The organism is Chryseobacterium sp. MIQD13 (assembly GCF_050496705.1).
In the GTDB taxonomy this organism is placed as follows: domain Bacteria; phylum Bacteroidota; class Bacteroidia; order Flavobacteriales; family Weeksellaceae; genus Chryseobacterium.
On record NZ_JBNWAF010000003.1, the window covers coordinates 119,150 to 131,399 of the forward strand.

Annotated in this window: 12 protein-coding genes and 2 tRNA genes; 9 read left to right on the forward strand and 5 right to left on the reverse strand. The window is 35.9% G+C overall.

From position 1 onward, the window contains the following. Positions 1-18: 18 nt before the first annotated feature. From ACQWU4_RS12815 to ACQWU4_RS12825, 3 genes are all read right to left on the reverse strand, one after another. Positions 19-1,218: an acyltransferase family protein gene (locus ACQWU4_RS12815; protein WP_429936159.1), complete on the reverse strand. Its 1,200-nt coding sequence runs from the start codon at positions 1,216-1,218 to the stop codon at positions 19-21. 299 nt (positions 1,219-1,517) lie between these two features. Continuing rightward, entirely contained in the window at positions 1,518-1,607 is a 90-nt protein-coding gene (locus ACQWU4_RS12820) for a bacteriocin-like protein (RefSeq protein WP_429936160.1), read from the reverse strand. A gap of 160 nt (positions 1,608-1,767) precedes the next feature. After that, positions 1,768-3,909 carry an outer membrane beta-barrel protein gene (locus ACQWU4_RS12825; protein WP_429936161.1) on the reverse strand — a complete coding sequence of 714 codons (2,142 nt, stop codon included), beginning with the start codon at positions 3,907-3,909 and terminating at the stop codon, positions 1,768-1,770. Positions 3,910-4,189: 280 nt separating this feature from the next. Between ACQWU4_RS12825 and ACQWU4_RS12830 the strand changes: the two genes are divergently transcribed. Then, positions 4,190-5,236, forward strand: a complete 1,047-nt coding sequence (locus tag ACQWU4_RS12830; RefSeq protein WP_429936162.1) for an MBL fold metallo-hydrolase — start codon at positions 4,190-4,192, stop codon at positions 5,234-5,236. A 238-nt stretch (positions 5,237-5,474) separates the two neighbouring features. On the opposite strand, the gene ACQWU4_RS12835 is transcribed toward ACQWU4_RS12830, so the two are convergent. Then, a complete protein-coding gene (locus tag ACQWU4_RS12835; protein ID WP_429936163.1) occupies positions 5,475-6,326 on the reverse strand; it encodes a DUF4822 domain-containing protein in 852 nt (283 codons plus the stop codon). 178 nt (positions 6,327-6,504) lie between these two features. On the opposite strand from ACQWU4_RS12835, the gene ACQWU4_RS12840 reads away from it, so the two are divergent. The 7 genes from ACQWU4_RS12840 (at position 6,505) to ACQWU4_RS12870 (ending at position 10,725) form a co-directional block, all read left to right on the forward strand. Next, the gene (locus ACQWU4_RS12840) at positions 6,505-7,218 is read left to right on the forward strand and encodes a DUF434 domain-containing protein (RefSeq protein WP_429936164.1); all 714 of its coding nucleotides are present in this window, start codon (positions 6,505-6,507) and stop codon (positions 7,216-7,218) included. 3 nt (positions 7,219-7,221) lie between these two features. After that, on the forward strand, positions 7,222-7,878 hold the full coding sequence (locus ACQWU4_RS12845; protein WP_429936165.1) for a hypothetical protein: 657 nt from the start codon (positions 7,222-7,224) through the stop codon (positions 7,876-7,878). Positions 7,879-7,942: 64 nt separating this feature from the next. Then, positions 7,943-9,307 (forward strand): SDR family NAD(P)-dependent oxidoreductase, encoded by a 1,365-nt coding sequence (locus ACQWU4_RS12850; protein WP_429936166.1) that lies wholly within the window; start codon positions 7,943-7,945, stop codon positions 9,305-9,307. 5 nt (positions 9,308-9,312) lie between these two features. Beyond that, positions 9,313-9,386 (forward strand) — tRNA-OTHER (locus ACQWU4_RS12855). Positions 9,387-9,533: 147 nt separating this feature from the next. Continuing rightward, positions 9,534-9,602 (forward strand) — tRNA-Ser (locus ACQWU4_RS12860). Between the two features lie 20 nt (positions 9,603-9,622). Further along, entirely contained in the window at positions 9,623-9,943 is a 321-nt protein-coding gene (locus tag ACQWU4_RS12865) for a hypothetical protein (protein ID WP_429936167.1), read from the forward strand. Beyond that, positions 9,940-10,725: a TatD family hydrolase gene (locus tag ACQWU4_RS12870; RefSeq protein WP_429936168.1), complete on the forward strand. Its 786-nt coding sequence runs from the start codon at positions 9,940-9,942 to the stop codon at positions 10,723-10,725. Before ACQWU4_RS12865 ends, ACQWU4_RS12870 begins: the two co-directional genes overlap by 4 nt. 73 nt (positions 10,726-10,798) lie before the next feature. Here the strand turns inward: ACQWU4_RS12870 and deoD are convergent, their stop codons facing one another. Beyond that, complete coding sequence (deoD, locus tag ACQWU4_RS12875) at positions 10,799-11,509, reverse strand: purine-nucleoside phosphorylase (RefSeq protein WP_429936169.1); 711 nt, start codon at positions 11,507-11,509, stop codon at positions 10,799-10,801. A gap of 303 nt (positions 11,510-11,812) precedes the next feature. On the opposite strand from deoD, the gene ACQWU4_RS12880 reads away from it, so the two are divergent. Beyond that, positions 11,813-12,202, forward strand: a complete 390-nt coding sequence (locus ACQWU4_RS12880) for a VOC family protein (RefSeq protein WP_429936170.1) — start codon at positions 11,813-11,815, stop codon at positions 12,200-12,202. The last annotated feature ends 48 nt before the right edge of the window (positions 12,203-12,250 follow it).

The following is a 12,250-nucleotide window of genomic DNA, read 5'->3' on the forward strand; positions in this document are numbered from 1 at the left end:
TTGTTCTTTCCAATACTTCTATTTTGTATACATTTCGCCTTGTTTTTCTAGAAGTTCCTGTTTTACATTTTGCCTTTTACGCAGATATTTTTTTGAGTAAACCATAAAAGGATGCTCAATTTTTTTATAAGATAAGAAACTGGCCAACACAACAAGCGGGGTTATAATAAATATGGTTATACAGAATTCTGTTGGTGATAAACTCGTTGCTTTTTCAAAACCGAAAATAAAATACATTACGATAAAAAGAATTATACCATGAATTAGATAGGTACTATAGGATATTTCACCCAGGAATTTTAAAGTGGAATTTTTTAGTATTCCAAAAATACTGTTTCCTAAAACAACCAAGTTGAATATTACAATGATTAAAAATTTACAATAAAAGCTGTTCGGAGTCGGGAAGTATAAAATTGATGCTAAACAAAGCAAAATAATTATGCTGAAGAAGGCGGAATCATATTTTATTTTCTTCGGGCCATATTTGATAAGGAATGGAGATATCGCTCCGCCGGCAAAGGAAAGGAAATGATGTATGTTGGCCCCTTTGAATTTGTAAAAAAGCACAATAAAAATAATACTGATAATTAAATACATTATTGAGTTTACTTTTTTTAGCATTAAAAGGGAAATGACAGGAAGGCTGAAATAGAAAAGCCACTCATAGGGAAGTGACCAAACAACCCCTGCATTTATAATAGATGTATTTGAATAGGTATTTATTGAAGGGGTGCCAAAAATGGTAAAAGTTACCCAGTAAAATAATTCTTTTACTAATTCAGTAAACGTTACTTTTAATTCCCAGTTGCTTATTATAAATACAATCAGTACCAACACTAATAGTGAGACAAAATACATGGGAACTAATCTGAAAAATCTGGAAATAAATATGGCATTCCAATCAATTTCCTTATTGGTATTCAATAGCTTCGTTACAAACAAAAATGCAGTAATCATAAAAAAGAATGAAACACTGGTTTGTCCCAAGTGGGAGTATAAATTTGATTTTGGCAATTCCCAGCTCTTGATCTGTAAAAATTGAAACCAAATAGCAGAATGATGAATAAATACTCCGAAGGCAAGAAATCCCCTGAGTCCGTCTATTGTTTCAAACCTTACATTATCATTTGAAAATTTATATTTTAGGTTGATCAGATACGCAGTTCCAAAGACAATCAGGAATATGACAATGGCAAAAAAAGGATTTAAGGGGTTCATTTGTGTTATCGTTAATTAAAAAGAGATATAAGGGCTAAAATTACAAATTATGCTTATATTATACATGTACTTTTATACTTATCAATTTTGATATCATGTAAATTGTTGTAAATCAGTTTGTTATTTTAATTAGAAATACATTGTAAGCAAATAAAAAAGCCCCTGATGACTCAGAGGCAGTATTTTGAAATAAAGTATTATCAGTTTAAGCTAATGTGCATACTTTTAATTATAATTCAATCTGGCAGTAAACAGAATCTAAAGGTCGGCAAACTCCATTAGCACAACAGAATGTTGAGCTAGCTGCAATGTTGCTCTTCGTTACAGTATCTAAGACCTCCTTTGATTGCTTTTAAATTCTCTCTTGAAATTTTCTTAATATTTTTCATATTTTTTAGTTTATAATTAACTACTAATATATAAATAAATCTTATATATGTGATTTTTTATTTTGTATAAATGAAATTAATAGCTAATTAAAAATCAATGAATTTATATGACTAAATAATGTTTTAAATTTTTAATATTATTGTAGTTTTCAATGATTACTTATTTTCCACCGCCGCCGTTTTTTTCAACATCTGTCTTCGTATTTCCTTTTACTTTCTGGTTTCCGAAACGTTTTACGAATGAAAGTGAAAAACCATACCAGTCTGATCTCAGAGAAGACCTGAAAGTTCCGTCCTGGCTGTAAGTGGTGGTATCAAAATTAGGCCTGCTGAAAATATTCATCAGCTGAAGGCTTACTTCCATCTGTGTTTTAGGGAATATTTTTGTAGCTGAAATATTGTGGAAAACATTCACTCTGTTGGCATAGGAATTTCCGTTATTCTGGTTTGAAAGTTCCACCCATGCACTCAGATTAATATTTTTATTAAACAGGTTTGTATACGACAGATTAGCTGAAGCCCCTATATAACTGATGTAATTTTTACCTTTCAGGTCGTTTACCTCATTAAAGTCATGATTATCTATATAATACCATCCGATTCCTACATTCACGTTTAGTTTGTTTTTCAGGAAAGTTTGGTTAGTATTGGCAAACAGGTAATATTTTTGCACTTTCCCACTGAAATTGGCAGGCAGGGTAACTGTTTTACCGCCTTCCTCAGTAAAAGAAGTCCAGTAGTCCTGATCTGTATACATATACCTTGCAGAAAGGAAATATTTTTTCAGAATTCCGAATTTCATATAAAGCCTATGGCTTGGATTGGGTTCCAGATCCATATTTCCGCGGGAAAATGTTCCGTCATTTGTAGGGACCAGAAAAGGATTGAATTCCGCATACCACGGACGCCAGAGATTACGGTTATAAGTGAAACTCAGATCATATTTATCCGAAAAAGAATATTTCAGCAATAAATTGGGAAGCAGAGTGCCGTAAGAATCCTTTCTTTCCGTTCCAGCCACATCTTGTCTCATTTTATAGTCAATATGTTCGTAGCGGACTCCGATTCTCGTTTCCAGCTTTTCGAAGAAAGTTTTACTGAAGTTCACATACAGGGAATTGATATTATCCTCATAATGAAAAACATCATTTGTACGAAGGCCATCTGCATTTTTTCCGGTTAAATTATTTGGAATTACATTGTTGTTGAAGTCCATTTTTCCACCCACTTCAAAATTACCTCCTTTACCGAGAGGCTGTGTATAATCTACCTTTATGTAATAGTTTCGCATCTGTTCATGAGAATTGATGCCAAGCTGATTGATATCCGGTGAAGTATTATAGGTCTTTAAGAACTCATTCTCATTTTTTTGGGAATTGTAATTGGTACCTAAATTAACATCCAGGATTCTGTTCTTTTCCTTATCATAATACTTATAAAAGATGTTTGTACCTAATGTACGGTATCGTCCTGCTACATTCTGATCCTGATGATAAGCCTCAAATAATGTATCATTCTTGGTTCTGATAAGGTCTGCATCAGAAGTGGAAGTGTTTTTACTCTGATAATATTCCAGAATAAGACCTATATTATTTTTATCATTCAATTCGTATTCAGAAGTAGAAGATATTGAAGGGCTTTTACTTTTTCCCAGGGTCTCGTTAATGATATTAGTGACATCATTATCCTTGTACAGGCTGTTTACACTGGTGTTTTTCTGGAAATAAGTGTTATCACTGTAACTTCCGATAAGGGTTTGTGTAAAATTTTTCTTATGATAGTTAAGATTAAGATTCGTATACTGTGAATTTTTGGTATTCTGTCTGTTATTAAAGGTTACGCTGCCTTTCATTCCTTCATCATCCCTCTTTTTCAGTACGATATTGATGACCGACCCGGTTGTTTCATACCGGGAAGACGGACTTGTGATTACCTCAATTTTCATCAGGTTGTCTGCAGGAATGGTTTTCAGATATTCTTTTAATTCCTTACCTGTAAAAACAGACTTCCTGTCGTTGATATAAACCGTCACCGATTCACCTTCAGCTTTTACAGCATCATTATTATCAATACTCACCAAAGGGGTCATTCTAAGAACGTCCCAGGTTGTATTTCCCGCGAGGATAGAACTATTGGATACATTGAACACCGTTCTGTCCACTTTGGACTCTACAGTTGGTTTTCTTGCAGTTAAAGTAACACCCTCAATCTGATTTTCCTTCTGCTTGATTGTATCATTTTTTTCTTGTGCAAAGACCAGAGATCCCATTAATAAAGCTATCGAACATATAATTATTTTCATTCAAAGTGGTATTTCACCAATAAGACAGTTATTGCCCGAAGTTTGTTACACCAGATAAAAAAAATAATAAAAAATTCATAGGCGCCGGAATTTTTATTAAAAACGTATTTTTCAGATTCTGCTGTATTTTAGTGAGAATTATTTTATAAAAAGGGGTTAATAATATAAAGTAAAATACCCCCTTTGTTCGTTGATGACTATAAATAAGAAATCTATTCCTATATTTATTCTTCTGATTAAACCTTAAATACCGGGATTCAGAACGTAAAAAAACAACAGAATGAATTTAAAGAAACAAATGGGACAATTTCCCAATGAAAAACGAAAAATATATTTCAGTACATTACCCAATTATACCAGCGGAAAATTTCAGAATATACTTCCCACACCCGCACTGTTAGAAGGAGAAAGTATGACCAAATTACTTCTGCAGACCTTATGCAAAATAGAAAATGTTACCCCGAAATCACCTGTTCCATTTATAGTGACAGATCTGAAAAACCTTAAACCGGAAGAAAATGTTCTTGTATGGTTTGGTCACAGTTCTTATTTCCTTCAGGTTGATGGCAAGAAATTCCTGGCAGACCCGGTGTTTAGCGGTAATGCGTCGCCAATGCCCGGCTCTATAAAAGCATTCCCCGGCTCAGACCATTATAAGCCGGAAGATATGCCGGAGATAGATTTTCTTCTGATTTCCCATGATCATTGGGACCATCTGGATTATTCAACTGTTCAGACACTCAAAGATAAAGTAGGTAAAGTAATCTGCGGACTGGGAACCGGACAGCATTTTGAATACTGGGGCTGGGATACAGAAAATATTATCGAGAAAAACTGGTGGGAAAGTGTTGATTTAGCTGAAGGTTTCAAAATTACCCTGACTCCGGCAAGGCATTTTTCAGGAAGGCTCCTGAACCGGAATATTTCGCTGTGGACCTCTTTTGTATTACAGACTCCGTCTAAAAAATTATTTTTAGGGGGCGACAGTGGCTATGGAAACCACTTTTCAGAAATCGGGGAGAAATACGGACCATTTGATCTTGCCGTAATGGAATGTGGGCAGTACAATGAAAAATGGCCCTATATTCACAGCCTTCCCGAACAGATCATCAAAGAAGTACAGGAATTGAAAGCCGGAAACTTTATTCCTGTCCATAATTCTAAATTTAAACTAGCTCAGCATCCCTGGTTTGAACCTCTGGAGCTTGTTTCAAAATATGCGGACGAAAACAATATACCCATTACACTTCCTTTAATTGGTGAAAAAGCAGATCTTGATCACTTGGGAGAAATACTCTGGAAGAAATGGTGGCAGGAATTTATGTAAACTTAAATTCTAAACAGATATAAACCTGAAAAGTAGGCTTAGTCAAATCAATCTTTGATTGATTATTTCTTTACCTCCTTAAAATATGCATTAAAAAACTTAAAATTTTGCGTTAAAAACATAGCATTATTAAGGAATCCCTTCCACTTTATTAATCATACCCCAACGATATTAAACTTAAAATCCGGCCCAAATTTGGGCCGGATTTTCCATTCATAAACAACTAACTAAAAAACATTTATGGTTCCTGATGATTCACTTTGCTATGGATAATATCATAATAGACAGATGGATTTCCCGCATCAGGAATAATTCTGTAAGTAAATTCTGAGCTATTCAAAGTAAGAATATCAACAACCCTCGTGAAAAGTACATTTCCGTTTGCATCCAGAGCCGTGATCGTTCTTTTTGTTCCATCCGGGGAAATAGACCAGTTTCCCTGAGACCTCAGAACATCATTCAGGCCGTAAATAGTAAAAGTTCCGTTTGCTTTAAAATAAGAATACCCTACAAATCCGGCTACACTTGCATCTGTTAGAGCTACCGGGCTTCCGTTCTTATCTTTGGCACCTGTGGTTTCCCAGGGCGTGGAAGCCAGAGTAAGCTGTCCGTTGGCTGGTTCAGCATGAGCTGTTTTTGTATGGATAATATCGTAATAAACAGACGGATCATTTGGATTTGTATGAATTCTATAGGTAAATTCATTAGCATTCAGTACAAGAATATCAACAGTGCGGGTAAAAACTGAAGTTCCGTCCGGATTCAGTGATGTGATAGTTCTCGTTTTTCCCTGAGGGTCTACAGTCCATGTACCTCTTGATCTCAGGACATCACTAAGATTGTAAATGGCGAAAGTTCCGTCAGTTTTAAAGTAGGCAAAACCTACAAATCCGGCTACGCTTGCATCTGTTAAAGCTACCTGGTTTCCGTTTTTATCCTTCGCAGCCGTAGTTTCCCATGGTGTTGAAGAAAGGACCTCTGAAGGAGTAATCTGTTGCTCCATGCTATCATCATTATCAGAGCATGATAAAAAAACAGAAAACATAAACATTACAGTAAGCAGGCAGGATAATTTTTTCAGTGTATTCATAATCAATATTTTTTTTCACTGCAAACATATTCTTTATGGAAATCAAAAAGTTGTACGAAATATCTCTTTTGTTGTAAAAAGTATAACTCTATATTTCAGGTATTGGTAAATTGATAAGTAATGTGACGTTAAAGTCATATAGCTGTAATTATATCCGTTTAAAAAACTATTTTTGAGTATGAATAACAGAAACCGCGGGAAAAATACAGGTGATGATACTTTGTTCGGCTCACAAAAGCAGATTGATAAGCTGAAAATGGCAGTTCAGGATATGATGTACTTATTAAGCAGGGATTATCCGGAAAAAGCTTCATCCGAGCTTGCAGGCAACAGGTACAGGATGAAAACCCGTCAAATTCAGGCATTGCGTGGGGCTTCTGCATCGGAAAAACAAATAGAGGACAGAAAATGCAGACAACTGGAAGTTTCGGAACTGAAAAATAAAGTTCTGTATCTGGATGGTTTCAATGTACTGATCCTGATGGAAAGCCTGCTTTCCGGAGCCTACATATTTGAAGGATCAGACGGATGCTTTCGCGACCTTTCCGGGGTTCACGGAACTTATAAAAGAGTAAATCAGACTTTAAGAGCAGTAGAACTTATAGCTGCATTTTTTCAGAAAGCAGAAGTACAAAAATTAATCTGGATTTTTGATAAACCCGTTTCCAACAGTGGAAGAATTAAACAGATTATTTATGATTTTGCTGTAGAAAATAATCTGAACTGGGAAGCAGAGCTGGAATATAATCCGGATAAATTTTTAGCGGAAAAATCTCAGATAGCAGTCTCGTCAGATGCCTGGATATTAGATAACTGCAAACAATGGTTCAATCTTATCGGATATTTGATAGAAAAAGAAAAGCTTGAAGTTAATTTAGTCAGACTGTTTTAAAAAATGAATTCATTTAGCCCTTATATCCCTTTATTTTCTGATTCCTGGAAAGATCAATATCAGGATGTTCTCGCTGAAGAACATCTGCAAAACATAGACAATAATCTCCGGAAATTTCAGGAGCATAACTTTGAATGGGAGTTTCCCTATTTTAATGAGGAAATTAAGATGGACAGAAAAGAAAGTTTCAATCTTTTCATCAATATATTTCAAAGCAATGACACCGATGAGGTGAAAGCATCCCGGCTTGAAAAAATTCCTTTTGAACATTGGCTGAATATTTTAGGACAGCGCATGACTTCCGCCAGTATCCGTGATGAAAATGCGGTTCCTCCCTTACAGAATATTCTGCTTGAAGCCTGCCGGAAACCTTTTAACAGTGAAATCACCATTGCACAGAGGGCATTGGAAAAACATATTGGAAGGATGGATGACCAATTCTGGGGCGAGATCAAAGGAAACAACCAGCAGAAACAGGAGAAAGTGATGGAAAAGATCATTTATATTCTGAACAACAGAACCTGGTGGAATGTTTTCTATCACTATAAACATGAACTCGTTTTTGAAGTCAGGGAAAAAGAAGGGCATGGGATCAGGTGGAGTCATGGCGGTAAACAGTTGATCGGTTTCCTGGAAAAATTTATCAACGAAATAGAATGAAATTTTTAACTGCGTAAAAAGATTGCGCATCAAGTAAATAATTTTGCAGATATAAACTGAAGCTATGGATTTTTCAGAACAGAGATTTTCACAAAACGAATGGGAGATATGTCTTAAGGTGCTTAATGCCTTGAAAGATGACCCGTTTCTCAATCCTGACAATAAAACATTTTCAGGGCTGATCACGAAAATTCATAAAAATGCAAAAAAACAAAACCGTCAGGAAAATTATTCTCAGATGAAATCTCATGATTTGACGGTTAATTCTGGCGCTGTACTGATGCAAAAGGCATTGGCAGGAGTTTCTGATTTTCATGATGATGAAAAAGATGAAACGAAGCTCACCAGGCTTCAGATTCCAAAAAACTGCTACTGCTGTAATGAGGGCTATCATTATGCCCATTCCTTTTACACAAGATTGTGTCCGAAATGTGCCGCGGAAAACTATGAAAAACGTTTTGAAACGGCAGATCTCACAGGAAGAAATATTATTCTGACAGGAGGAAGGGTAAAAGTAGGATTCGCCACAGCTTTGAAATTGCTGAGAAACGGGGCCAATCTGGTTTTGACAACCCGTTTTCCGGCACTGGCTCTGGAACTGATGCAGCAGGAAGCAGATTACGAAAACTGGAAAGAAAGACTTTGGATATATGGTCTTGATCTCAGGAATTTAAAAGCGATACAGGATTTTATAGATTTTTATAAAAACAATTTTGAAACACTGGATATCCTGATCAATAATGCGGCTCAGACGATCAAGTATCCTGATGAATACTATCTCCCAATTATCAGACGTGAAAAGGAAAAACTAATTCAATTTAAAGAGGTTCAGAATCTTTTTCCTAATCAGACTGAAATTTCAGGTGAAATAACCAGGCTGGAATACGCACATAATGAAGAAACTCAGGTTTCTCTCACACGTTTCGGCCAGCCGGTAGACAACAGGGAAAAAACAAGCTGGAATTCAACGTTGGAAGAAGTTTCAATGTATGAGCTGGTGGAGGTAAATCTTATTAATCATATTGCTCCTTATTTTCTGATCAAGGAACTGAAACCTTTAATGAAAAACTCAGGATTTCAGGAAAAATTTATCATTAATGTCACATCTTCAGAGGGGATTTTCAGCTATGATAATAAAACGATATTTCATCCGCATACCAATATGACAAAGGCTGCATTGAATATGATGACGTTTACTTCTGCAAAGGAATTTGAAAAAGACCAGATCTATATGAGTGCTGTAGATGTAGGATGGATTTCCACAGGAGCCAAAGAAAGCCTGAGAAAAAAGCAGTTTGAGCAGGGATATGTGCCACCGCTGGACTCTGTGGACGGAGCAGCGAGAATACTTCATCCCATCGCTGAAGGTATGAAAGGGAATTATTACAGCGGGGTACTGCTGAAAAATTATAAAATAAATACTTGGTAAAAGGAGGAACGTTAACTCAAATGGAAGAGCCCTGTTCCGACACGGCAGGAGGTTGCGGGTTCGAATCCCGTACGTTTCGCAGAATAGGATAAATGAAAGGAACAGTTTAATCTGGAAAACCGGCTTTTAAACAGTACATTATCGGTTTGAACCGGGTTTCCTTTCATTTTTATTATTAAAAGTAAAAAACAAAAAAATAGTAAACTCTTAAATTTTCAAATAAACGGAAGCAATAGTTTAACGGAAAAACACACACTGCTAATGTGATTTGCGGGTTCGAATCCTGCTTGCTTTCCTTTTTAATATGAACAGCAAATGAGAAATATTTATAACAAAAGCAGTTTCAGAGCTGGTGAATATGGAAAAATCTCTCAGGAACTACAGAAGTATGGCAATAAAAAATGGAGAAGAACAGAAAAAGCAGCTATCGAAGATCAACTTAGTGAAACTTTTAAATTAAAAAAAACCAGAAAAGGCAGACGTAAAACAATCTGGGTAAAAATAACGAAGGAACATAACAGAACAAAGTATTCTGTTTATCGTGGATTTTACTCTGAGAAAGACTTTATGAATGTCCTGAAAAGCCCCAATATTATAAGATACTTTTACACAAAAAAACAAAACAAAAACAAATGAATACATACATTGATATTGGCATTAATCTGACCAATAAACAGTTCTATAATGAACAAGAAGAAATTATCAACCGTGCCCTTGATAACGGGGTAGAGCAGATGATCCTCACTGGTACAAGCGTACGGGGAAGCAGGGAATCAGCTGAAATAGCGGAAGATTATCCTGAAATTTTATTTTCCACGGCAGGAACTCACCCACACGATGCGAAGTCTTTTAATCAGGAAAGCATCAGGGAACTCAAAAACCTTTTGAAACTGGATCATGTGATCTCGGTGGGGGAGTGCGGACTTGATTTTGACAGGGATTTTTCTCCCAGACCTGTTCAGGAAAAATGCTACAAAGCTCAGCTTGAATTGGCTGTAGAGGTTAATAAGCCACTTTTCCTTCATGAAAGATCCGCTTTTAAAAGATTTAATGAAATTACGGATGAATATCTTTCCGGATTACCAGAAGCCGTTGTCCATTGTTTTACCGGAACATTGGATGAAGCCAGAATATATCTGGATAAAGGATTTTATTTAGGATTTACCGGAGCTATAAGTGACGATAAAAGATTTAAACATCTGGAAGACGTTATAAAATACACTCCTCTGGACCGGATGATGATAGAAACCGATGCACCTTTCATGCTTCCGAAAAATATGCCCAGAATGCAGAACCGCCGTAATGAACCTTCTTTTCTGCCTTACGTGGCACAGACCATAGCCCATTGGAAAAAAATGAGTATTTCTGAAATTGCAGATGCAACCACAGAAACCGCCCGGAATTTTTTCAGACTATAAAAAAGAGCTCTACTCACAAAGTAAAGCTCTTTTTTTATGATAAAGCTGCAAAACAGCAACTTAATTTTTTCTTTTAAAGACTTTTTAATGCAGATTCCAAAGCCAGCTCCATCATTGGTTTAAGGGCTTTCTCTCTCTCATCAGCAGAAATCTTTTCATGGGTAGGAATGATATCCGTTACCGTAAGGATTGTAGCTGCATTTTTTCCTAAATACTGAGCATTCGCAAATAATCCGAAAGCCTCCATTTCTACAGCAGGGCAGTTATATTTTGTAGCAATTGCTGGAATATTCTGATCTTTTCTGTAGAAAATATCACTGCTGTGTACATTGATTGCTTTTGCCGCTAAAGAAAGCTCCTGTGCAGTCTGGTTAATGGTTTCAAAGATATTTCCCTGATGAGGAAGAATCTCATTTTCAATTTCCCATGCATACTTTGCGTAGGTACTTTCACTTGCTGCGTTTTCAATATTTAAAATATCAAAAAGTTTAAGATCTGTGGTATAAGCTCCGCAAGTCCCAATTCTGATGATAGTATCTACCTCATATTCTGTAAACAATTCAAAAGAATAGATTCCAATACTTGGAAAGCCCATTCCGCTGGCTCCTACAGTAATTTCCTTGCCTTTATAAAGACCGGTATAATAAAAGATTCCTCTTGTTTTGCTGACCAGTTTAGCATTTTCCAAATAATTTTCAGCAATATATTGTGCACGGAGCGGATCCCCCGGCTGTAATACTACTTTAGCAATTTCTCCTTTTTTTGCACTGATGTGAATACTCATAATGTTATTTTGAAGGGACAAAGATAACAACTTTTAGATTGAAACACCCAAAGGTTTTTTGTTCAGTATGATACGTTTTTGGGAGATAAATTCCCTTTCCTTGGAGAGGTGGCAGATTGAAAATCTGACGGGGTGATTAATGAAAAGGGACATTTTTATGGATTTCACAGACAAAACCTACCTAATCAAGGAGAGAATATAAAATCATAATTATGTAAATACAGTATCAAAAAGAAATAACAGAGAAGAAGTGTTTCCAGGCCTTCTTTACTATTTTAGCTAAAAATTAAAAGATAAGCACCAATGAAAATCGAACACGTTGCCATCTGGGTAAAAGACCTGGAAAAGACCAGAGCATTCTATCAGAAATATTTTGGAGCTGTATCCAATGAAAAGTATCACAATCCTGTAAAACAGTTTCAGTCTTATTTTTTAAGCTTTGAAAACGGATGCCGCCTCGAGATGATGACCAGACCGGATATTAAGGAAAGTGAAAATTCCTACGAATCCCAGCAATTCGGGATTATTCATCTTGCTTTTTCCACAGGAAGTAAAGAAAAAGTAGATGAACTGACAGAAATTTTAAGAAAAGACGGCTATACCATTGCCGGAGAACCACGTACAACAGGTGACGGATACTATGAAAGTGTCATTCTCGATCCAGAAAATAACATTATTGAAATAACCGATTGATATGTAATTTTAAAAAATGCAGCTTTCATTCCAGCTTTCGGCCCGCGT

Bases quoted from the DNA above. Each gene is read 5' to 3' on its own strand.
- ACQWU4_RS12850 (WP_429936166.1), top strand. From the start codon at position 7,943: ATGGATTTTTCAGAACAGAGATTTTCACAAAACGAATGGGAGATATGT.
- deoD (WP_429936169.1), bottom strand. From the start codon at position 11,509: ATGAGTATTCACATCAGTGCAAAAAAAGGAGAAATTGCTAAAGTAGTA.
- ACQWU4_RS12870 (WP_429936168.1), top strand. From the start codon at position 9,940: ATGAATACATACATTGATATTGGCATTAATCTGACCAATAAACAGTTC.
- ACQWU4_RS12865 (WP_429936167.1), top strand. From the start codon at position 9,623: ATGAGAAATATTTATAACAAAAGCAGTTTCAGAGCTGGTGAATATGGA.
- ACQWU4_RS12825 (WP_429936161.1), bottom strand. From the start codon at position 3,909: ATGAAAATAATTATATGTTCGATAGCTTTATTAATGGGATCTCTGGTC.
- ACQWU4_RS12815 (WP_429936159.1), bottom strand. From the start codon at position 1,218: ATGAACCCCTTAAATCCTTTTTTTGCCATTGTCATATTCCTGATTGTC.
- ACQWU4_RS12835 (WP_429936163.1), bottom strand. From the start codon at position 6,326: ATGAATACACTGAAAAAATTATCCTGCCTGCTTACTGTAATGTTTATG.
- ACQWU4_RS12830 (WP_429936162.1), top strand. From the start codon at position 4,190: ATGAATTTAAAGAAACAAATGGGACAATTTCCCAATGAAAAACGAAAA.
- ACQWU4_RS12840 (WP_429936164.1), top strand. From the start codon at position 6,505: ATGAATAACAGAAACCGCGGGAAAAATACAGGTGATGATACTTTGTTC.
- ACQWU4_RS12880 (WP_429936170.1), top strand. From the start codon at position 11,813: ATGAAAATCGAACACGTTGCCATCTGGGTAAAAGACCTGGAAAAGACC.
- ACQWU4_RS12845 (WP_429936165.1), top strand. From the start codon at position 7,222: ATGAATTCATTTAGCCCTTATATCCCTTTATTTTCTGATTCCTGGAAA.
- ACQWU4_RS12820 (WP_429936160.1), bottom strand. From the start codon at position 1,607: ATGAAAAATATTAAGAAAATTTCAAGAGAGAATTTAAAAGCAATCAAA.